General features: G+C 64.6%; 21 protein-coding genes. 11 read left to right on the plus strand and 10 right to left on the minus strand.

The genetic code is table 11. The annotated features are described in order from the left end of the window. Nucleotides 1-25: 25 nt before the first annotated feature. Together copM and NKJ23_RS12970 are read left to right on the plus strand one after the other, a co-directional pair. Entirely contained in the window at nt 26-412 is a 387-nt protein-coding gene (gene copM / locus NKJ23_RS12965) for a CopM family metallochaperone (protein WP_352680558.1), read from the plus strand. A gap of 110 nt (nt 413-522) precedes the next feature. After that, entirely contained in the window at nt 523-1,368 is an 846-nt protein-coding gene (locus NKJ23_RS12970) for an aldo/keto reductase (RefSeq protein WP_352680559.1), read from the plus strand. A 109-nt stretch (nt 1,369-1,477) separates the two neighbouring features. On the opposite strand, the gene mutS is transcribed toward NKJ23_RS12970, so the two are convergent. After that, nucleotides 1,478-4,168, minus strand: a complete 2,691-nt coding sequence (mutS, locus tag NKJ23_RS12975) for a DNA mismatch repair protein MutS (RefSeq protein ID WP_352680572.1) — start codon at nt 4,166-4,168, stop codon at nt 1,478-1,480. A gap of 203 nt (nt 4,169-4,371) precedes the next feature. Between mutS and NKJ23_RS12980 the strand changes: the two genes are divergently transcribed. Further along, on the plus strand, nt 4,372-6,651 hold the full coding sequence (locus tag NKJ23_RS12980) for an NADP-dependent malic enzyme (RefSeq protein WP_352680560.1): 2,280 nt from the start codon (nt 4,372-4,374) through the stop codon (nt 6,649-6,651). Nucleotides 6,652-6,835: 184 nt separating this feature from the next. Here the strand turns inward: NKJ23_RS12980 and NKJ23_RS12985 are convergent, their stop codons facing one another. Further along, complete coding sequence (locus NKJ23_RS12985; protein ID WP_352680561.1) at nt 6,836-7,828, minus strand: adenosine kinase; 993 nt, start codon at nt 7,826-7,828, stop codon at nt 6,836-6,838. A gap of 214 nt (nt 7,829-8,042) precedes the next feature. Here NKJ23_RS12985 and NKJ23_RS12990 point away from each other — a divergent pair, with 214 nt between their 5' ends. Continuing rightward, on the plus strand, nt 8,043-8,738 hold the full coding sequence (locus tag NKJ23_RS12990; protein ID WP_352680562.1) for a sulfate transporter family protein: 696 nt from the start codon (nt 8,043-8,045) through the stop codon (nt 8,736-8,738). Here NKJ23_RS12990 and NKJ23_RS12995 read toward each other — a convergent pair. The 4 genes from NKJ23_RS12995 to NKJ23_RS13010 form a co-directional block, all read right to left on the minus strand. Then, nucleotides 8,735-9,733: a proline racemase family protein gene (locus NKJ23_RS12995; RefSeq protein WP_023676374.1), complete on the minus strand. Its 999-nt coding sequence runs from the start codon at nt 9,731-9,733 to the stop codon at nt 8,735-8,737. The genes NKJ23_RS12990 and NKJ23_RS12995 overlap by 4 nt on opposite strands. A 14-nt stretch (nt 9,734-9,747) precedes the next feature. Further along, nucleotides 9,748-10,551, minus strand: a complete 804-nt coding sequence (locus NKJ23_RS13000; protein ID WP_023676373.1) for an isocitrate lyase/PEP mutase family protein — start codon at nt 10,549-10,551, stop codon at nt 9,748-9,750. Nucleotides 10,552-10,628: 77 nt separating this feature from the next. Further along, nucleotides 10,629-11,486, minus strand: a complete 858-nt coding sequence (locus tag NKJ23_RS13005) for a hypothetical protein (RefSeq protein WP_352680563.1) — start codon at nt 11,484-11,486, stop codon at nt 10,629-10,631. A 75-nt stretch (nt 11,487-11,561) separates the two neighbouring features. After that, nucleotides 11,562-11,972 (minus strand): SRPBCC family protein, encoded by a 411-nt coding sequence (locus NKJ23_RS13010; RefSeq protein WP_352680564.1) that lies wholly within the window; start codon nt 11,970-11,972, stop codon nt 11,562-11,564. Between the two features lie 82 nt (nt 11,973-12,054). Here NKJ23_RS13010 and NKJ23_RS13015 point away from each other — a divergent pair, with 82 nt between their 5' ends. Further along, complete coding sequence (locus NKJ23_RS13015) at nt 12,055-12,639, plus strand: TetR/AcrR family transcriptional regulator (RefSeq protein ID WP_352680565.1); 585 nt, start codon at nt 12,055-12,057, stop codon at nt 12,637-12,639. 33 nt (nt 12,640-12,672) lie between these two features. Here NKJ23_RS13015 and NKJ23_RS13020 read toward each other — a convergent pair whose 3' ends face one another. The 3 genes from NKJ23_RS13020 to NKJ23_RS13030 all read right to left on the minus strand — a co-directional run bounded on the left by NKJ23_RS13020 (nt 12,673) and on the right by NKJ23_RS13030 (nt 14,369). Beyond that, complete coding sequence (locus tag NKJ23_RS13020) at nt 12,673-13,329, minus strand: HAD family hydrolase (protein ID WP_023676370.1); 657 nt, start codon at nt 13,327-13,329, stop codon at nt 12,673-12,675. Further along, nucleotides 13,329-13,814, minus strand: a complete 486-nt coding sequence (gene dut / locus NKJ23_RS13025; RefSeq protein ID WP_023676369.1) for a dUTP diphosphatase — start codon at nt 13,812-13,814, stop codon at nt 13,329-13,331. Before dut ends, NKJ23_RS13020 begins: the two co-directional genes overlap by 1 nt. 84 nt (nt 13,815-13,898) lie before the next feature. After that, on the minus strand, nt 13,899-14,369 hold the full coding sequence (locus tag NKJ23_RS13030) for an Lrp/AsnC family transcriptional regulator (protein ID WP_023676368.1): 471 nt from the start codon (nt 14,367-14,369) through the stop codon (nt 13,899-13,901). A 115-nt stretch (nt 14,370-14,484) separates the two neighbouring features. On the opposite strand from NKJ23_RS13030, the gene NKJ23_RS13035 reads away from it, so the two are divergent. Together NKJ23_RS13035 and NKJ23_RS13040 are read left to right on the plus strand one after the other, a co-directional pair. Further along, nucleotides 14,485-14,700, plus strand: coding sequence for a DUF6356 family protein (locus tag NKJ23_RS13035; RefSeq protein WP_023676367.1), 216 nt, complete (start codon nt 14,485-14,487; stop codon nt 14,698-14,700). A 172-nt stretch (nt 14,701-14,872) separates the two neighbouring features. Then, a complete protein-coding gene (locus NKJ23_RS13040) occupies nt 14,873-16,246 on the plus strand; it encodes an amidase (protein WP_352680566.1) in 1,374 nt (457 codons plus the stop codon). Here NKJ23_RS13040 and NKJ23_RS13045 read toward each other — a convergent pair. Continuing rightward, the gene (locus tag NKJ23_RS13045; protein ID WP_352680567.1) at nt 16,240-17,316 is read right to left on the minus strand and encodes an NAD(P)/FAD-dependent oxidoreductase; all 1,077 of its coding nucleotides are present in this window, start codon (nt 17,314-17,316) and stop codon (nt 16,240-16,242) included. The two genes, NKJ23_RS13040 and NKJ23_RS13045, sit on opposite strands and share 7 nt — an antisense overlap. A 117-nt stretch (nt 17,317-17,433) precedes the next feature. On the opposite strand from NKJ23_RS13045, the gene NKJ23_RS13050 reads away from it, so the two are divergent. From NKJ23_RS13050 to NKJ23_RS13065, 4 genes are all read left to right on the plus strand, one after another. After that, complete coding sequence (locus tag NKJ23_RS13050) at nt 17,434-18,024, plus strand: TetR family transcriptional regulator C-terminal domain-containing protein (RefSeq protein WP_352680568.1); 591 nt, start codon at nt 17,434-17,436, stop codon at nt 18,022-18,024. A gap of 4 nt (nt 18,025-18,028) precedes the next feature. Then, nucleotides 18,029-18,946, plus strand: a complete 918-nt coding sequence (locus NKJ23_RS13055) for a haloalkane dehalogenase (protein WP_352680569.1) — start codon at nt 18,029-18,031, stop codon at nt 18,944-18,946. A gap of 266 nt (nt 18,947-19,212) precedes the next feature. Continuing rightward, nucleotides 19,213-19,575: a hypothetical protein gene (locus NKJ23_RS13060; RefSeq protein ID WP_352458662.1), complete on the plus strand. Its 363-nt coding sequence runs from the start codon at nt 19,213-19,215 to the stop codon at nt 19,573-19,575. Nucleotides 19,576-19,658: 83 nt separating this feature from the next. After that, the gene (locus NKJ23_RS13065; RefSeq protein ID WP_502902531.1) at nt 19,659-21,257 is read left to right on the plus strand and encodes a peptide chain release factor 3; all 1,599 of its coding nucleotides are present in this window, start codon (nt 19,659-19,661) and stop codon (nt 21,255-21,257) included. The last annotated feature ends 224 nt before the right edge of the window (nt 21,258-21,481 follow it).

Below are 21,481 nucleotides of genomic sequence, written 5' to 3' on the forward strand. Positions count from 1 at the left end.
CCCTGTTCAAAAAAGGAGACGATGAATGACCTTGGCCAAGAAGATCGTGCTGCTGATGATGGCGGCGGGAATGCTGCTTGCCGTTTTCCTCGAAAGCGTTCCGGCGCAAGCCGAGGAGATGAAACACGACATGGGCGCGATGGGCGCGCAGGGCCCTTCGACCGAAGGCTACAAGGCGGCGATGGACAAGATGCACGCCGACATGATGGCGATCGAATATTCCGGCAATGCCGACGTCGATTTCGCCCGCGGCATGATCCCGCATCACCAGGCGGCGATCGATATGGCCAAGGTCGAGCTCGCCAATGGCAAGGATCCGGAAATCCGCAAGCTGGCCGAAGCGGTGATCGCCGCGCAGCAGGCCGAAATCAAGCAGATGCAGGACTGGCTTGCCGCCCATCCGGTGAAGTAGCGGTTCACGCTGTCGGGGAATCCAGGCGAGAGACTTCACCTGGATTTCTGCTTCACCTGGATTTCCCTTGGCGGCTATGGTGCTATCCGGACCTCGGACTGGAGCATGCCATGCCATCGACGATAAGGACGACCACCCTGCCCTGCGGCGAAGCCGTGCCGGTGCTCGGCCAGGGCACCTGGAAGATGGGCGAAGACGGCCGCCGCCGTGGCGACGAGGCCAATGCCCTGAAGCTCGGGCTGGATCTCGGCATGACGCTGATCGACACCGCCGAAATGTATGCCAGCGGCGGTGCCGAGCAGGTGGTGGCGGAGGCCATCGCCGGGCGCCGCGACGAGGTTTTCCTGGTCTCCAAGGTGCTGCCGTCCAATGCCTCGCGCGCCGGCGTGAGACGGGCATGCGAGAACAGCCTGAGGCATCTCGCCACCGACCGCATCGATCTCTATCTCTTGCATTGGCCGGGCAGCGTTCCTTTGATGGAAACGGTAGAGGCGTTCGAAGCGTTGAAGGCGGCCGGCAAGATCCGCCATTGGGGCGTCAGCAATTTCGATACCGATGAGATGGAAGAGCTGGTTCGGTTGCCGGCCGGCGGCAACGTCCAGACCAACCAGGTGCTCTACAATCTGTCGCAGCGCGGCGTCGAGTTCGACCTCGCCCCGTGGAGCCGGCAACGCGGCATGCCGCTGATGGCCTATTCGCCGGTCGATCAGGGGGTATTGGCGCGCAACGCCAGGTTAGATGCCATCGCCGCCCGCCACGGTGCGACGCCGGCGCAGATCGCACTTGCATGGGTGATGGCGCAGGACGGGGTGATTGCCATTCCGAAGGCCAGCCACCCGGAGCATATCCGGCAGAATGTCGCGGCGTTGGAGATCGAGCTCACGAGCGAAGATTTCGCCGAAATTGACCGCGCCTTCCCACCGCCGAGGCGGAAGTCGGGCCTGGCGATGATTTGAGGGGTGGGGCGGAAGGCAAGCCAAAGCAGCGTTCCGTCACACCCCCTCTGTCCTGCCGGACAGTCCGGCAGGACAGAGGGGGGTGCCGTAGAGCGCTATCGGACGAGCACTACTTCCCAGCCATCCCCTTCAGCCGGTACAGCGCCTCCAGCGCTTCCCTTGGCGTCATCTCGTCGGGATTGATCTCCGCTAGCGCCAAACCCAGCCCATCACTCTTCGCCGGCTTCGACGCTTCCCGCTGCGCCGCCACGGAAAACAGCGGCAGGTCGTCGACCAGACGGTTGGCCTTGCCCGAGACCTCGCCGGCCTCGAGTTGGTGCAGCACTTCCTTGGCCCGGCCGACCACCGCTTCCGGCAGGCCGGCCAGCCGCGCTACCTGGACGCCGTAGGAACGGTCGGCGGCACCCTTGCCGACCTCGTGCAGGAAGACCACGTCGCTCTCCCATTCCTTGACCCGCATGGTGACGTTGGAGAGCCGCGGCAGTTTTCCGGCCAGCGCCGTCATCTCGTGGAAATGCGTGGCGAAGATCGCCCGGCAGCGGTTTTTCTCGTGCAGATATTCGACCGCCGCCCATGCGATCGACAGGCCGTCGAAAGTGGCGGTGCCGCGGCCGATCTCGTCGAGGATGACCAGTGCGCGTTCGCCAGCCTGGTTGAGGATCGCCGCCGTCTCGACCATCTCGACCATGAAGGTGGAGCGGCCGCGCGCCAGATCGTCGGAGGCGCCGACCCGCGAAAACAGCCGGTCGACGACGCCGATATGGGCTGATGCCGCCGGCACGAAGGAGCCGGTCTGGGCGAGGATGGCGATCAGCGCGTTTTGCCTGAGGAAGGTCGATTTGCCGCCCATATTGGGGCCGGTCAGCAGCCAGATCGCGCCGGCCTTGGCATCGCCTTGCGGCGACAGATCGCAATCATTGGCGACGAACGGGCCCTCGCCGGAACGCCGCAGCGCCTGTTCGACCACCGGATGACGTCCACCCGAAATCTCGAAGGCAAGGCTCGCATCGACCAGCGGCCGGCACCAGGCCTCGCTCTCGGAAAGCAAGGCAAGTGCGGCCGAAACGTCGAGCACGGCGAGCGCTTCGGCGCCGGCACGGATCGTGTCGGCCTGGCCGACCACTTCCGCCGTCAGCGCCTCGAAAGCGGCAAGCTCGATCGCCAGCGCCCGGTCGGCGGCGTTGGCGATCTTGGTTTCCAGTTCGGCGAGTTCCGTGGTGGTGAAGCGCATGGCGTTGGCCATGGTCTGGCGATGGATGAAGCGCGCCTTGGCGCCGTCGCTGCCGGTCATCAGCGCATGGTGGTTGGCGGTGACTTCGATATAATAGCCCAGCACATTGTTGTGCCTGATCTTCAGCGAGCGGATGCCGGTCTCGTCGATCAGCGAACGCTCCAGCCCGGCGATCACCTTTCGCGACTCGTCGCGCAGTGCCCGCATCTCGTCGAGTTCGGCGTGGTAGCCGCCGCGGACGAAGCCGCCGTCGCGCCTGAGCAACGGCAGCTCGTCGCTGAGCGCCTGTGCCAGATGCGTCGCCAGATCACTGGGCAGTGCCTTGATAGCTCCCAACGCCGCGGTCAGTTCGGCCGGCAATGCGGTTTGGCCGAACAGTTCGGCGATGGCACCGGCCGCTTCGAAACCGGCGCGCAGCGCGCCGAGGTCGCGCGGGCCGCCGCGGTTGAGCGCCAGCCTGGACAGCGCCCGCGGCATGTCGGCGACGCTCTTCAGGCTTGCCCGCACCGCCTGGCAAAAACGCGTCTCGGAGCGGAAGAACGACACCGAGTCCAGCCTTGCAGCGATTGCCGCCGGATCGGTCAGCGGCGCCATCAGCCGGTCGGCGAGCAGCCTTGCACCGCCGCCGGTCACCGTGCGGTCGATCGCCTTGAACAGCGACCCCTCGCGGCTGCCGGACAGCGTGCGCAGCAGCTCCAGATTGGCGCGCGTCGCCGGGTCGATGAACAGCGTCGAGCCCTGCTCCTCGCGCTGCGGCCGCGACAGCGGCGGCCGCTCGGCTTTCTGCGTCTTCTCGACATAGGCGATGACGCCTGAGATCGCCGACAGCTCGGCGCGCGAAAACGTGCCGAAACTATCCGGCGTTGCCACCTCGAAGAAGCGGGCGATGCGGCCGGCGGCCGAAGCCGAATCGAACAGCGACGGCGGCTGCGGGCTGGCGACGCGGCCGAGCACGTCGAACACCGGTTTCAGCTCCGGGTCGTAAAACACCGGCTCGGCGACGATCAGCTCGCGCGGGTCGACGCGGAAGACATCGGCGAGCAGCCGGTCGGTGGTGGTCTCGGCGACGCGGAAGACACCGGTCGAGATCTCGATCCAGGCTAGGGCGAAACTTCCTTGGTTCCCTGTCGCGCTGCCGCGCTCCCCGCCTCTTGTATCGCTGCTGCCGCCCTTGACCCGTCCCAGCGCCATCAGAAAACTCGATTCCGACGGCGCCAGCAACTTGTCCTCGGTGATGGTGCCTGGGGTGACCAGCCGCACCACGTCGCGGCGCACCACCGATTTGCCGCCGCGCTTCTTCGCCTCGGCCGGATCCTCGATCTGCTCGCAGACGGCGACGCGGAACCCCTGGCCGATCAGCTTCTGCAGATAATCGTCGGGGGGGGGGCCCGGCCCGCCGCACATCGGGATGTCGAGCCCCTGATGCTTGCCGCGCTTGGTCAGCACGATGCCGAGCGCCCGGCTTGCCTTCTCGGCATCGTCGAAGAACAGCTCGTAGAAATCGCCCATGCGGTAGAACAGCAGCGAATCCGGGTTCGCCGCCTTGATCTCGATATACTGCTCCATCATCGGCGTCGCCGGCGCGAAGGCCGGCGTGGCGTTGTCGCTTCGAATGGGCGTCTCGTCGTTCAAGAAGCTGCTTCCAAAATTTTCCAAGCCATGCTTGGCGGTTTACAGCGGCGAAGTGTAGCCTTAATCCCGAACCTTCCACAAAAGAAAGCATGCGCACCCATCTCAAGCGGTGCCGTACGGGCGAGGAAACCAAAAGTACTATGGCCAAGAAAACCGAAAGCAACGGGCCCTCCGTCAGCCCCCAGGAGGCGTTGGAATTCCACGCCATGGGCCGTCCGGGCAAGCTGGAGATCGTCGCCACAAAACCGATGGCGACGCAGCGCGATCTCAGCCTTGCCTATTCGCCGGGCGTCGCGGTTCCGGTTCTGGCCATCGCCGAGGACCCGAGCCGCGCCTTCGACTACACGGTTCGCGGCAACATGGTCGCCGTCATCTCCAACGGCACCGCTATCCTCGGCCTCGGCAATCTCGGCGCGCTGGCCTCGAAGCCGGTGATGGAAGGCAAGGCGGTGCTGTTCAAGCGCTTCGCCGATGTCGATTCCATCGACCTCGAGGTCGATACCGAGGATGCCGACGAATTCATCAACTGTGTGCGCTTTCTCGGCCCCTCCTTCGGCGGCATCAACCTCGAGGACATCAAGGCGCCGGAGTGCTTCATCATCGAGCAGCGGCTGCGCGAGCTGATGGACATCCCGGTCTTCCATGACGACCAGCACGGCACCGCCATCATCTCGGCCGCCGGCCTGATCAACGCGCTGGAAATCACCGGCCGCGACATGAAGACCACGAAAATGGTCTGCAACGGCGCCGGTGCTGCCGGCATCGCCTGCATCGAATTGATGAAGGCGATGGGCTTTGCGCCAGAAAATATCATCCTGTGCGACACCAAGGGCGTCGTCTTCCAGGGCCGCACCGAAGGCATGAACCAGTGGAAATCGGCGCATGCCGTGAAAACCGGCGCGCGCTCGCTGGCCGAGGCGCTGGACGGCGCCGACGTGTTCCTCGGCCTCTCGGCCAAGGGCACGCTGACCACCAGGATGGTGCAGTCCATGGCCAAGAACCCGATCATCTTCGCCATGGCCAATCCCGACCCCGAGATCACGCCTGAAGAGGTCGCCGAGATCCGCACCGACGCCATCATGGCGACGGGACGGTCCGACTATCCCAACCAGGTCAACAACGTGCTTGGCTTCCCCTACATCTTCCGCGGCGCGCTCGATGTGCGGGCGACCACCATCAACGACGACATGAAGATCGCCGCGGCCAAAGCGCTCGCCGAACTGGCGCGCCAGGACGTGCCCGACGACGTCGCCGCCGCCTATCAGGGCATGCGGCCGAAATTCGGCCCCAACTACATCATCCCGGTGCCGTTCGACCCGCGCCTGATCTCGGCCATTCCGATTGCGGTGGCCAAAGCGGCGATGGACTCCGGCGTCGCGCGCAAGCCGATCCTCGATCTCGACCGCTACGCGCAGGAGCTTTCCGCCCGCCGCGACCCGATCGCCTCGACGCTGCAGCGCATCTACGACCGCGTCCGCCGCCAGCCCAAGCGCATCGTCTTTGCCGAGGGCGAGGAGGAGCAGGTGATGCGCGCCGCCGTCTCCTACGTGAACCAGCGGCTCGGCACCGCCATCCTGCTCGGCCGCGACGACATCATCAAGGAAAACGCCAGGAATGCCGGCATCGATCTCGGCAAGCAAGGCATCGAGATCATCAATGCGCGGCTGTCGCGGCGCAACTCGGTCTACACCGACTATCTCTACGAGCGCATGCAGCGCAAAGGCTTTCTGTTCCGCGATTGCCAGCGGCTGATCAACAACGACCGCAACCATTTCGCCGCCTGCATGGTGGCGCTGGGCGATGCCGACGGCATCGTCACCGGCGTTACCCGCAACTATTCGACGGCGCTCGACGACATCCGCCGCGTCATCGACGCAAGGCCCGGCCATTGCGTCATCGGCGTGTCGATCGTGCTCGCGCGCGGTCGCACCGTCCTCGTTGCCGACACCGCGGTGCACGACATGCCGGATGCCGTCGAGATCGCCGACATCGCCGAGGAGGCCGCCGGTTTCGCCCGCCGCATGGGCTACGAGCCGAGGCTCGCCATGCTCGCCTATTCGACCTTCGGCCATCCGCAGGGCGAGCGCTCCGAGCGCGTCCAGGAAGCGGTGCGCATCCTCGACAAGCGCCGCGTCGATTTCGAGTATGACGGCGAGATGGCCGCCGACGTGGCGCTCAACGCCCGTGCCATGGCGCAGTACCCGTTCATCAGGCTGACCGGCCCGGCCAACGTGCTGGTCATGCCGGCCTTCCACTCGGCCTCGATCTCGACCAAGATGCTGCAGGAGCTCGGCGGCTCGACCGTCATCGGCCCGCTGCTGGTCGGCCTGAACAAGCCGGTCCAGATCGTCTCGCTGAATGCGAAGGATTCAGACATCGTCAACATGGCGGCGATCGCGGCGTATAGCGCGGGAGCTTGACGAGCGGGGGCAGCAGCAGCGCCTCTCCCTTCTCCCCCTGTGGGAGAAGGTGGCCGAGCGAAGCTCGGTCGGATGAGGGGTGTTCCAGCTTGGCACCGGCAGCACTCCGTCCAGCACCCCTCAACCGTCTCGGCGCTGCGCGCCGATCCACCTTCTCCCACAGGGGGAGAAGGAAGAGATGCCGCTACAGCAGCCCCGCCTGCTCGGCCTCTCTGCGCAAATTCTGGCGTGGCCTTGGGCCGATTTGCTGGATGACCAGCCCGGCCGCCAGCGAGCCGAGATCGCCGCACTGCTTCAGGCTGCGGCCTTGCGTGTAGCCGTAGAGGAAGCCGGCGGCGTAGAGGTCGCCGGCGCCTGTGGTGTCGACCAGCTCGCGGATCCTGGTGGCCTCGATGGTGACCGTCTCGTCGCCGCGCACGATCACCGAGCCCTTTTCCGAGCGGGTGACGGCGGCGATCTTGCAATCCTTGCGGATCTGGGCCAGCGCTTCGTCGAATGACGCGGTCTGGTAGAGCGACTTGATCTCGTGGCTGTTGGCAAAGACGATGTCGACGGTGCCGGAGCGCATCAGATCGAGGAACTCGTCGCGGTAGCGGTCGACGCAGAACGAGTCCGACAATGTCATCGACACTTCGCGCCCGGCGGCATGGGCGAGCTTCGCCGTCTGCCGGATCGCTTCCTTGGCGCGCGGCGGGTCCCACAGATAGCCCTCGAAATAAGTGACGGCGGCGCCCGACGCCTTGTCGGCCTCGACGTCCTCCGGGCCGAGCTCGACGCAGGCGCCGAGATAGGTGTTCATCGAGCGCTCGCCGTCCGGCGTGACGAAGATCATCGAGCGCGCCGTCGGTGGCTCGCCGCTGAGCGGCCTGGTGTCGAAGGCGACGCCCTGGGCATGGATGTCGTGCGCGTAGATTTCGCCGAGCGCGTCGTTCGAGACCTTGCCGAAGAAGGCGGCGCGGCCGCCGAAGCTGGCAACGCCCGCCGCCGTGTTGCCGGCGCTGCCGCCCGAGGCTTCGATGGCCGGGCCCATGCGGCTGTAGAGCAGTTCGGCGCGCCTCGTGTCGATCAAATTCATCGCGCCCTTGATGATGCCGTTGGTCTCCAGGAACGCCTCGTCGCACTGGGCGATGATGTCGACGATGGCATTTCCGATACAAAGCACGTCATAGTCCGGCATCAATTCATGTCTCCGCCAAAAAACCCACCGGCTTTCTGCCACGCCGGGCGCGGGCGGGTCTAGCGGTTTGATGCGGCTTTGCCTAGGCCGCGAGTTATAAATCCGGGCAGAACGCATGCTTCGTATCGCGCGGTTTGCGCTTGTCTCGCGACCTGTCTCCGCCTATCCCGAAATATCGCCCATGGGCCTCGTTTGACATGGAATTGGAAACGCCGTGATCCTCGACGCCGCCCGTGCCGCCTTGAGCCGGCTGTTCTCGCCCGAATTCCGTTCCGTGTTCCTGAAGACGCTGGGGCTGACCTTGCTGGCGCTGGCGGCGCTTTGGTTCGGGATCAAGAGCCTGTTCGAATGGCTGGCCTGGCCGTGGATCGATGCATGGCTGCCCGCCCTACCCTCCTGGGCCGGGTGGCTGGGCGCCGTCGTCGCCGGCGTCGGCCTTGCGCTGGGCTTGGCGCTTCTCATCGCGCCGGTGACGGCGATCATCGCCGGCCTGTTCCTCGACGACGTCGCCGAAGTGGTCGAGCGCACCGATTATCCAAACGACCCGCCCGGCCGCGCCGTGCCGGCGTTGCGCTCGCTGGTGCTGGCGATCCGGTTTTTCGGCGTCGTCATCCTCGGCAACATCGTCGCCCTGCTGCTGCTCTTGGTGCCGGGCATCAACATTGCCGCCTTCTTCGTCGTCAACGGCTATCTGCTCGGGCGCGAGTTCTTCGAGTTCGCCGCCATGCGCTTTCGCCCGGAGGCCGAGGCCAAGGCGCTGCGCAGAAAGCACTCCATCACCGTGTTCCTGGCCGGGCTGGTGGTCGCCGCTTTCCTCGCCGTGCCGCTGCTCAACCTTCTGACGCCGCTGTTCGCCGCCGCCATGATGGTGCATCTGCACAAGGCGATCTCGGCACGGGAAGGGAGCTAGCGCAGCAGAAAGCCGCGCCCCAGTTCATCATCGTCCTCGACGATGAATTCGGCCCGCCCTGAGTAATAGGCGCGGCCGCCGACGCGGGCGATGATGGCGTCATGCGGCCCGGCTGTGGCCGTGCGTACGACGGCGCCGGAAAAGCGCGAGCCGGCGATGCTCTCGAACAGCCGCGTTCGGCCAATCTCGATCTGGCCCTTGGCGTGCATGGCCGCCAGCCGCGCGGTGACGCCGGAGCCGGTCGGCGAACGGTCGACCTCGGCCTCGGCGAAAACGCAGATGTTTTTGGTCGGCGTATCGGAGAACGCATCCTGTCCGTCGGTCAGGATGGTGCCGTAGAGAAAGGCGAGATCGGCATGGTCGGGATGCGACAGCGGCAATTCGGCCTTCAGCTTATCAGTCAGCGCGGTCGCTGCATCGACGAAATCGCGGACGCGGTTCCTGCCGAATTCCAGCCCGAACTGGCGGCAGTCGGCCAGTGCATAGAAGGCCCCGCCATAGGCGATGTCGAAGCCGACCGGACCATAGCCCGGCAGCTCGATCCGCTGGTCGCCGGCGAACAGAAACGCCGGCACGCTTTCGAAGGACACCGCGCCGGCCTTGCCATCCTTTACCTCGACCGCAGCCGAAATCAGCCCGCATGGCGCCTCGATACTGACGGTCGTCATCGGCTCGCGTGGCGCCACCAGCCGCTCGTCGACGGAGTAGCGGCCGAGCGCGACGATGGCGTGGCCGCACATCGTCGAATAGCCCTCATTGTGCATGAACAGCACCGCGAGGTCGGCGCCCGGCAGGTCGGGCTCCACCAGCAGCGCGCCATACATGTCGTAATGTCCGCGCGGCTCGAACATCAGGATCTTTCTGAGATGATCGAGATGGTCGCGCACATAGGCACGCTTTTCGAGGATCGTGCCCTTGGGAATGTCGGGGTAGCCGCCGGTGACGATCCGCAGCGGCTCGCCGCCGGTGTGCATGTCGACGACGGTGAGCGTCATTCGCCGGGCCCCGTCTAGGCGGAAGATTTGGCAAACAGCGCCTGCAGCTTGCCGAACGGCATGGCGGCGCGGGTGAAGCCGAAGGTGCCATCCTGCTGGATCTCGCGCGCCGCGGTCTCCAGCATGCCGAAGGCGAAATTGGTCAGCCATGGGCCGAGCGAGATGCGCTTCACCCCCGCCATGGCAAGATCGGCGATGGTGAAGCCGGGCCTGGCCATGACGTTCACGGGCTTGGTCAGCGCCGAGCAGACGGTTCGCACCATCTCGATGTCGCCCAGGCCCGGTGCATAGAGCACGTCGGCACCGGCTTTCTCGAAGGCCTGCAGCCGCTTGATCGTGTCGTCGAGGTCGGGCTTGCCCCACAGGAAATTCTCGGCCCGCGCGGTGAAGACGAAATCGCGTTTCAGTGCCCGTGCCGCTTCCGCCGCCGCCGCGACGCGATCGACGGCATGCGAAAAATCATAGATCGGCTTGGCGGGCTCGCCGGTATGGTCCTCGATCGAGCAGCCGGCGAGGCCAGCCGCCTCGGCGGCGAAGATGGTCTCGCCGGCACTTGTCGCGCTGTCGCCCTTGCCCTTTTCGAGATCGGCCGAAACCGGCAGCCCGGTCGCCGCTGACACTTCACGGCAATGATGGATCATCGCCTCGAACGTCACCGCGCCGTCGGGCAGGCCGCGCGAAAAGGCAAAGCCGGCGCTGGTCGTGGCCAGCGCCTTGAAGCCGAATGAGGCCAAGAGCTTGGTCGTGCCGACGTCCCATGAATTGGCCATGACGAAGATCGATGTATGCAGGTCGCGAAAAATCTTGCCCTTATCCATGGATGCTCCCCTCCGGTGCGGACTATGAAGGAAATTCTAGCCCGGCGGAACGCGCCGGGCAAACAAATGCGGTTGGCTCAGAAGCGTTTGGCGTTCTCTCCTGCCAATCGGTCCAGCGCATCGGAATCCTTGACGTAACGCGAAGCGTTTTTGTCCCAATGATAGGTGACGGAAATGTCGCGCGAAGACGCCTCTGGCGGCGGCTGGCCGTCGCAGCTTTCATCGCCCGGCACTGTCGCGTCGGTCACCGTAACCTTGATGGCTGCATAGGGCTGGCCGTCGGCAATCGCCTGGAAGGCCGCATTCTGCGTCCTTCGGTTGGTGCAGAGGTTTTCGTCGAACGCACAGATCATGTCGATCAGCTCGAACCTGTCGTTGCGGACCATGACCAGCGGCGCGATCACATAGCCCTGGCTCGAATTGAAATGCGTGCTCGTGGTGATGATGACGTCATCGCCGGGCCCGATCGACAGCTTGCCCGGATCGCGAAAGTAGGTGCTGCGGTCGACGGCAACGTTGACCGCGTCGAGCAAGGCCGGCTTGCCGGTGATGTCGTAGAGTGCCAGCACGGCATAACCCTCGGCGCTGTCAGGCGAGTCGCCGAGGTCGAGCAGCATCGCCAGCCGGTCCTTGCCGCCGGCCTTGATGTCGAGCACGTCGCCGCTGGAAAGACCCGAGGTCGCCGGCGGCGAGCCGTCGTAGTCCGGTCCAGCGATGTGGCGCATCTCGATCGGAATCGAACCCCGGAAAAAGCCATCCTTGTCCGCGGCCAGATCGGGAATGACCATCCTGGCGAGATCGAGATAGGTGACATCGCCGTGGCCGGGGACGGCGCTGCCGAGCTCCGGGAAGCTGACGGCCTCCGCGCCGGCCGTCGTCCAAAGACAGGGCAGCAGCAGGCAGGCAAAGATGAAACGAAGCAGGGAGAAGGTCATGCGCGCGCTCGTTATGTCGGGCGCGCGCAAGCTAAAGCATTTTGCGGCCAAGAGGAAACCCCTGGCGTTGCGTCACTATGTTGGTTTGGCTTGGCTCGCCAGAGTCTGCTGGAAAACCGGCACCAGCTGATCCATGGCGACTGCGAGCCACGCGCCGAGCTCGTCGGGCAGAGTGTCGTGGATCCAGACCAGGCGGCTCCGGCCCTCGCCCTCGGCAAAGACCTGCATGGAGGTATTATCGTGGGTGACCTCATCGCCGAGCCATCCCCACACGATCCGCCGGCTCTGCTCGTCGCGGGCGATGAGCCGCTCTCGCACGATCTTGCCGTCGGCGAAAGTAAGGGCCCGCACGTCGTCCTCATCCACCCAGCAGTCGATGAAAACGCCTGGGGCTATCCGCTGCGCGCCGCCGGCGAAGTCGCCCACCGTCGCCCATACGCTTTCCGGTGAAGCGTCTACGATGATTTCCCTGACTATCGAAGCCATGTTTCGCCTTCCCTTCGTTAACAGGTAGACCTGTCTGTCTACATATGGATGTATACAGACCTGTCTGCTATACGGTCAAGGCATGTCCGCAGCCCGAATCAACGATCGTCCCGAAAGTCTTGCGCGCCGCCGCATCCTCGATACGGCGACCGCGCTGTTTTCTCTGGAGGGGGTCCGTGCCGTCGGCATCGACCGCATCATCGCCGAGGCCGGCGTTGCGAAGGCGACGTTCTATCATCACTTCGCGGCCAAGGACGATCTCGTCCGCGCCTATATCGAGGAGCTCAGCAAGGGAGGACGGGCGGCAATCGCGAGCCTTGGCCGGCGGCCACCTCGCCTGATGATCCTTGCGGTATTCGATCTTATTGCCGACGCGGCGGATCAGCCGGGCTACCGCGGCTGCCCGTTCCAGAACGCCGCTGCCGAATACCCCGACGCGAGGAGCCCGGTTCGCCAGGCAATCGATAAGCATCGTCACTGGAAGTGGGGCATCCTCAGGGATCTGCTGATCGCTGACGCAAATCCCGATCCGGACCGCACCGCAGACGCGCTAACAGTGGCGGCCGACGGCCTGCTTGTCGTCAGTCATCTCGACAGGCCGGCCAATCTGCGCAGTCTCATACGCGACACGGTCGACCGACTACTTGGGGCGCCGCGCCCGGTCTGAGATCGGGCGCGCATGCAGCTTGCGCAAAGGCGATCAGTGGATTGGCACCAGCCCGGCCAGTTTACGCATGTCGTCGAACAGGATGCCGCCGGCTTCGATCAGCCCGTCGCGGTCGGAAAGCGGGTCGCCGTGGTAGGAATAGACGCGCATGCCAGCGGCGATGCCGGCTGCCGTGCCGGCGACGCTGTCCTCAATGACGATGCAGTCGGCGGGCGCGAAGCCCATCGTCGCTGCCGCATGCAGGAAGAGGTCGGGGAACGGCTTGCCGTGCGCGACCATGGTCGAGCTGAACAGCGCATGCTCGAACAGCGGCAGCAGTCCGGTCTGGCCGAGCGTGATGTGCATTTTGGACACCCGTGCCGACGAGGCGACACAGGTGGCGATGCCGGCGGCGTGCACGGTTTCGATGAACTCGCGAACGTAGGGGATGGCCTCGACGCCATGCGCGAACAGGTCCGGCAGGCCGGCGTTCCAACGCTCGACGAAATCGGCGCCGAGGCTGACGCCGGTCGCCTCGACTTCCTTCTGCACCGAGACCATGCTGCGGCCGGAGAAATTCTTGCGGCAATATTCGAAGCTGGCCGGAAAGCCGGCCGCGGTCAGCCACTCGGCGAGGCGCCGATTGGCCAAGTTCTCGGTGTCGACCAGAACCCCGTCGCAATCGAAGATGACGAGCTTGGGTATTTTCATCAGGCCGTGCCGGTCGATCCGAAGCCGCCCGAGCCGCGCGTTGTGCCGCCAGCCAATGTGCGCTCCTCGACGGTCGCCTGCGTCACCGGGGCGAAGACGATCTGGGCGATCCGCATGCCGCGCGTCACCGCGAAATCCTCGTCGCCGAGATTGATCAGCAGCACCTTGACCTCGCCGCGATAGTCGCTGTCGATGGTGCCCGGCGTGTTGAGGCAGGTGAGCCCGTGCTTGAAGGCGAGGCCGGAACGCGGCCGGACCTGGCCCTCGACGCCCTCCGGAATTTCCAGGATCAGCCCGGTCGGCACCAGCGCGCGCTTTCCCGGCAGAATCAAGAGCGGCCTGTCGTCCGGGACGGCGGCGCGCAGGTCCATGCCGGCGGCGCCCGAGCTCTCATAGGCAGGAAGCGGCAATCCCTCGCCATGCGGCAGCCTGACGAAGCCGACAGCCGGACCGATGACGGAGGTGGGATAAAGTGCTGCGCGCATGAGGCTGATCCTATCGTCGCGAACGCCGGTTCAGTCAACTCGGCGGCAATGCTATCAACGGCTTTCTTTCAGCACAGTTCCGCTTCAGCGCAGTTCCATCGGAACGACCGTGGTCTCCTTGATCTCCTCCATGACGAAGGAGGCCGAAACGTCCGATAGTGCCACCTTGGCGATCAGCCGTTGATAGAGCCGGTCATAGGCCTTCACATCGGCGACGCGGGCGCGCAGGACATAGTCGAGATCGCCGGACATGCGGTAAGCGCCGGTGATCTCGGCAAAGCCGGTCACCGCCGCTCGGAATCTTTGCAGCCAGTCCGGATCGTGGTTGGAGGTGCGGATCAGGATGAACACCGAAAGGCCGAGCCCAAGCTTGTCGGCGTCGACCAGCGCCACCCGGCCGGTGATGACGCCGTCTTCCTCCAGCCGCTTGACCCGGCGCCAGCAAGCATTGCGCGACAGCGATATTCTTGCCGAGAGCTGGTCGACGGACAGCGTGCCGTCGCGTTGCAGCTCGGCCAGCAATCTCCGGTCTATTTCGTCGATTTCCGGCGCCATGTGGGATGTTTGTCCCAAAATTCAGCCTTTCACAAGGACAATTTGAGACCGATGAACCGAACACCCATGCCAGTATACTCATCGCCGGCTCTTCATGCCGGCAGGAGGGATCGACATGACGGCACGGCTCGCAAGACTTTTCACCTCTCATCCGGCCACGGTCGGCGAGAGCTATTTCGGCCATATGGCTTTCGCCGCATGGTTCTCGTCGAGATTGTTCATGGCGGCCTTTGCCGCGCTCATTCATGCTTTCTTGCCGTTTCTGTTCGAGACCACGGCAAGCGGCATCATCCGTGAGCTCTATGAGCGGACGCATAACAGAGGACGGTAGGCCGTAGAGGTACCGAGCGCGGCGAGGCCGCTGGACGGCGCCAACGCTCAACGGATCCCGGCAGCGCAATCCCGATCAAGCGCCGCCATCGTCGAAATGTCGAGCCAGGCTTGAAGCCGCGCCGCAATCCGCCATTTTGAGGAGCGCGGCGCGATAGCCCGGAGCATCCACGATGGATATCGTCTTTTCCCCGACGACAGAACTGGCTGCCGCCATTCGCGACCGCAAGATTTCCGCTGTGGAAGCGCTGGACGCGCATCTGACGCAAATTGACAGGCACAATGAGGCGGTCAACGCAGTCGTAACCCTCGATCGGGACGGTGCGCGGCAACGCGCTGGCAAGGCCGACGAAGCCCAGGCGCGCGGCGAGGCCCTTGGGCCGCTACACGGCGTGCCGTTCACACTGAAGGACACGCACGAAACAGCGGGCATGAGAACCACTGTCGGCTTCCCGGCTTTCGCCGACTATGCCCCGAGGGCAGACAGTCCGGTCGTTGCCCGGCTGAAGGCGGCAGGCGGCATACTGGTGGGCAAGACGAACGTGGCGACAATGCTCGGTGACTGGCAGTCGAGCAATCCGCTGTTTGGCCGCACCGGCAATCCCTGGAATCTCCAGCGCACCGCCGGCGGCTCCAGTGGCGGTGCGGCGGCGGCGCTCGGCACCGGAATGACGCCGTTCGAGGTCGGCACCGACATGCAGGATTCGATCCGGCTGCCGGCTGCCTTTTGCGGCGTCTACGGCCTCAAGCCGACCGAGCACCGCGTCTCGCTCGCCGGCGCCTTCCCCGATCCAGGCGGGGCGCCGCGCAGCGTGAGGCTGATCTCCTGCCTCGGACCGATGGCGCGCAGCGTCGAGGACCTGGCACTGATCTACGGCCTCATTGCCGGGCCGGATGGAAGCGATACCGACCTTGCGCCGGTACCGGTCGAAACCATGCCGGAGCTGGATCTCAGAAATTTGCGGATTGCCGTCGCGCCGTCCTTTCCGGGCTTTCCGGTGGCCGGCGAGATCAGCGCGGCGGTCGAAAGTCTGGCAAAAGAGCTTCAGGCCGCGGGCGCCATCGTCGAGGAAGCTAAGTTGCCGGAGTTCGACCTGCACGACGACCTAGCACAAGGCGGTGCGCTGATCGGCATGATGCTGGAGGCGACGCAGCCCGAACCACCGGAGAAGCCGACGCCGGTCTCGCGCTGGTTCGAGGTGCTCGCCCGCCGCGACCGCTCCATCCTGGCATGGGAACGGTTCTTCGACGGCTGCGACGCCTTGCTGTGCCCGGTCGCCATGACCACGGCCTTTCCGCATTGCGAGCCGGGAACGCCGATCGAGGTCGACGGTAGCGAGCAAAGCTACTGGGTGCTGCCGGCCTATGGCGCGGTGTTCAACTACAGCGGCCATCCCGCCCTGTCGCTGCCCTGCGGGCAGGATCGCGACGGCCTGCCCATCGGACTACAGATTGTTGGCAAACGCTGGTCGGAGTCGCGCCTGCTCGGGATCGCCAGGGCAATCGAGCCGCTATCCGGCGGCTTTCGCCGCCCGCCCGGTTATTGAGTAAACCGCGCCAGCCCGTAGGGATCAAGCAGCGGATCGCGCTCGCCGTCGAGGATTTCGCGGGCGGCGAACAGGCTGACGGCCGGTGCCAGCGTGATGCCGGAATGCATGACCGCGACGTAGACGCCGCTCGTGCCTTCGGCGCGGCCAATGATCGGAAAGCCATCGACCGGCGTCGGCCGGTAGCCAATGGTGTGGAAATCGAGTTCCAGCTCATCCGCGCCGCGCAGCATCGCCTTCATCGCCGCAAACAGGTCGCCGGCGGTGGCCGCAGCATCCATGCCGGGATCGGCGCCGCCGAAATCCGAGCCGGCGATGATGCGGCCTTCCGCCGTCTGGCGCATATGCAGGCGGTCGCCGATCACCAGGCCGTTGAGCAGCTTTTCGTAGGGGTGCGAATGCACGATCAGGCCGGGTGGCGTCTCGATCGGCAGTTCTATCCCGGCTGTTGCCGCTAGTGCCGGAGAGCCGGCTCCGGCCGCGATCACCACCTCGTCGGCAGCAATCCGCCCGCCGGATGTATCGACGCCGGCAATCCTGCCGTTGGCTTGCACCAGAGCGGTGACGGTCGTCCCGGCTACAATTCGCGCGCCGCGCCGTTCGGCGTCGGCCAGCAGTGCTTGCGTGGCGGCGACCGGCTCGGCAACGCCTTCCTCGGCGACATAAAGGGCGAAATCGGGAAGCTCGGTCAGATTTGGCTCGATGCGCGCCGCTCCGGCACGGTCGACACGCTCGATGCCGTAGCCCCATGCGGAGTGCTCGGCCGCATAGGCCTCAAGTTCGGGACGTGGCAGGTCCCAGCATAAGCCACCGCACCATTGCAACGGGATGCCGGGCACCTCGTTCGCCAATCGCGTCCATTCGGCCATCGATCGAGTCCGTAGTCGGAAGTAAGGCTGCGGATTACCCCAGCTGGCATTGATCCAGGCAAAGGAATTCGGTGTCGCGACGCCGCCGACGCCGCAGCCGGCAATGACCGTCACCTTTGCTCCGGCCCTGGTCAGGTGCCAGGCGATGGAGGCGCCGATGATGCCGGCGCCGATGACAATCACTTCTTTCGCCGCTGTCATGCTCCACTCCTCGTTCCGACGCCACCACTGCGATGCCATTGCCCGTGGGTTCTGCCAAGAGCGCGCGGTATAAAATATGCTTCTTGACTTTAATACGTACGTACGTATTATACCGGCATGGCTAGACATTCACTTCGCGAAAAACTTCTCGACGCCGGTTTCAAAACCATCTGGAATTCCGGCTATTCGTCCGCCGGCGTACGCGACATCGTCGCCGCGGCCGATGCCCGCCCGGGGTCCTTCACCAATCATTTTGTCTCCAAGGAGGCGTTCACCGGCGAGGTGCTGGACCGCTATTTCGCCTATGTGAGCGGTTTGGCGGAGCAGGCCCTTGCTCGGGACGGCACGCCCCCGGTCGGGCGCTTGCGCCGCTATCTCGAAATCATCACGTCGAAGCTGGAGGCGCATGATTGGGCACGGGGCTGCATGATCGGCAATCTCAGCCTCGAGACGGCGGCTCACAGCGAGGCGCTGAGGCTGCAACTCGTCGCCATTTTCGAACGCTGGCGTAAGCCCTTTGCCGAATGCATCGCCGAGGGCCAGGCGGCTGGCGACATCACCGACGCGTTCGATGCCGAGGACCTCGCCGATTTCCTGTTGAGTTCCTGGCAAGGCGCGATGCTGCGCATGAAGGTGGAGCGCAGTCCCGAACCGCTCGAGCGTTTCAAGAATATCGTCTTCAAAACAGTCTTCGCAAAAAGGAGCTGATCCGATGAACCCGAAACTCGAAAAGCAGCAATCCCGCACAACGGTGCCGCGCTCGCAAGTCGCGGTGCTCGATTCCACCATCTCCTATGTCGAGGCAGGCACGGCTGGCCCGACGGTACTCTTCCTGCACGGCAACCCGACGTCGTCCTACATCTGGCGCGACATCATCCCGCATGTGGCGCCGTTCGGCCGCTGCATTGCGCCCGACCTGATCGGCTATGGCCAATCCGGCAAGCCGGACATCGACTATCGCTTCTTCGACCACGTCCGCTATCTCGACGCCTTCATCGAGACGCTTGGCATCACCGACGTGGTGGTCGTCGCGCAGGACTGGGGCACCGCGCTCGCCTTCCATCTCGCGGCCCGGCGGCCGCAGCGGATCCTCGGCCTCGCCTTCATGGAATTCATCCGCCCCTTCGAGAGTTGGGACGATTTTCACCAGCGTCCGCAGGCGCGCGAATTGTTCAAGGCAATGCGCACGCCTGGCGTCGGTGAGAAGCTTGTCCTGGAAGACAACGTCTTCGTCGAAAAGGTGCTGCCGGCTGCGGTGCTGCGCACGATGAGCGATGAGGAAATGGCCTCCTACCGGGCACCGTTCCCGACGCCGCAATCGCGCAAGCCGATCCTGCGGCTGCCGCGCGACCTGCCGATTGAAGGCCAGCCCGCCGATGTCGGTGCCATCAGCGAGCACGACCATCGGGCGCTCCGGCTCTCCTCCTACCCGAAGCTGCTTTTCTCAGGCGATCCGGGGGCCCTCGTCTCGCCGCAGGCGGCACGGGAATTCGCGGCGAGCCTGAAGAATTGCCGCCTGATCGATCTCGGACCCGGCGCGCATTATCTGCAGGAGGATCATGCCGACAGGATCGGCGCCGCCATTGCCGAGTGGATTCCCGAGATAGCGTTCGAGAGCCATGCGGCCTGACGTTGGGACGTGACCCGGCGGCCGCGGCCGGCGGAGAGGTCGACAGCTTAGCTCTGCCGGTGCCAAGCGATGGAGGCGCCAATGATGCCGTATCCAATGACGATGACGTTCTTGCTCGCGGCCGTGTACCTTCAAACGCCCAGGACTTCTTGCCTTCATTGCCACCATGCTACAGACTTGCCAAGAGCGTTGCCGGGACCGCTCTCGAAGCGGGTCGATGACGATCGCCTCACTGGAAACGTTCAGCTCAATCACATGAGGGTCATTTGCGCCGCTGGATAAAAGGGCTGGTTTTTGCTGCAGCCGGAGCCGCCATTGTCTATGCCGTCTTCTTCGGCCCGCTGCCGATCGTTCGATCTTGGTGGCAGGACGACAACTGGCTGGATCCTTTGCATAAGCGTCATCGCATTGCTGACGGTTTGGTGCTGACCGGGGCGTTGGTTGGGAAATCGCGGGCAGAAGTTGTTGCCATGCTCGGCGAGCCGCCGAAGACGGACTATTTCGAGGACTGGAGTCTGGTTTATATTCTTGGTTCGGAAAGAGGATTTTTTTCGATCGACTCTGAATGGCTGGTTATGCGCCTGGATGACGCTGGCTCGGTCACGCAGGCGGCTATCGTCAGAGACTGAACCTGCTGCCGGGGTATCAGCGGTGTTTCCGTTCGACAGGCCGGAAAAGCGCTGCTAGAAGCCCGCGCCACAGACAGGATTCCATGAAATTGGCTGAAGACATCGAACAAGCGGTATCGCGCCGCCGCACTTTCGCGATCATTGCCCACCCCGACGCCGGCAAGACGACGCTCACCGAAAAACTGCTTTTGTTCGGCGGCGCCATCCAGCTTGCCGGCGAGGTCAAGGCCAAGAAGGACCGCATCCAGACCCGCTCGGACTGGATGAAGATCGAACGCGAGCGCGGCATTTCGGTGGTCACCTCGGTGATGACCTTCGAATACGAGGACACCGTCTTCAACCTGCTCGACACGCCCGGCCACGAGGATTTCGCCGACGACACCTATCGCACGCTGTCGGCGGTCGACAGCGCGGTCATGGTGATCGACGCCGCCAAGGGCATCGAGCCGCGCACGCTGAAACTGTTCGAGGTCTGCCGGCTGCGCGACATCCCGATCATCACCTTCGTCAACAAAATGGACCGCGAAAGCCGAGACCCATTCGACATCCTCGATGAGATCGAGCAGAAGCTGGCACTGGATACAGCGCCGATCACCTGGCCGATCGGCCGCGGCAAGACCTTTTCCGGGACCTACCATCTGGCGCTGAACGCGGTGCGCAAGGGCGACGCCGAAAAGGAGCGCACGCCGGTCAATGGACCCGATTCCAACCGCGTCGCCGGCCTGTTGCCGGAGAACGAGCGGGAGGCCTTCATCGAGGAGCTGGAGTTGGCGCGCGAGGCCTGTCGCCCGCTCGACCTCGATGCCTTCCGCGAGGGCCATTTGACGCCGGTCTATTTCGGTTCGGCGCTGCGCAATTACGGCGTGCGCGACCTGATCGAGGCGCTCGGCGCCTACGGGCCGCCGCCGCGCGCGCAGGAGGCCGACAGCCGCAAGGTCGAGGCGACCGAGGACAAGATGACCTCCTTCGTCTTCAAGATCCAGGCCAATATGGACCCCAACCATCGCGACCGCATCGCTTTCGTCCGCGTCTGCTCCGGCAAGCTCGAGCGCGGCATGAAGGCCAAGCTGGTGCGCACAGGAAAACCGATGAGCCTGTCGGCACCGCAATTCTTCTTCGCCCGCACCCGCGTCACGGCCGACGAGGCGTTCGCCGGCGATGTCGTCGGCATCCCCAACCACGGCACGCTGCGCATCGGCGACACGCTGACCGAAGGCGAGGAGATCCTGTTTCGCGGCGTGCCGAATTTCGCGCCTGAAATCCTGCGCCGCGTTCGCCTCGGCGATGCCATGAAAGCCAAGAAGCTCAAGGAAGCGCTGCACCAGATGGCCGAGGAAGGCGTCGTGCAATTGTTCTCGCCGGAGGACGGCTCGCCAGCCATCGTCGGCGTCGTCGGCGCCCTGCAGCTCGACGTCTTGAAGGAGCGGCTAAACTTCGAATACACACTGCCGGTCGATTTCGAGATGTCGCGCTTTTCCGTCTGCCGCTGGATATCGGCCGACCACAAGGCCGAGCTCCAGCGCTTCATCGAGGCGCATCGCGGCGACATCGCGCGCGATCTCGACAATGATCCGGTGTTCCTCGCCCAGCACGCCTTCTCGCTCAACTACGAGGCCGAGCGCTGGAAGGCTATCCGCTTCACCGCGGTCAAGGATTATCAGGTCCGCGACAGAGCGGCTTGATGTGCCCCTTCCCTTCTCCCCTTGTGGGAGAAGCCGAAGGCGACGGATGAGGGGTGTTCCAGGAAACACCAACGTCTCATTCCGTCCAGTACCCCTCAACCGTCTCGGCGCTTCGCGCCGATCCACCTTCTCCCATAGGGAGACCTTTGCATAGAAGCCGATTGGTGATTCTGTGATGATGGTCGAAGCAGGGAGATTCGGGATGGCGGATCGTGTTCTGGGTC

This window comes from Mesorhizobium sp. M0184 (assembly GCF_040322215.1).
GTDB lineage: Bacteria > Pseudomonadota > Alphaproteobacteria > Rhizobiales > Rhizobiaceae > Mesorhizobium.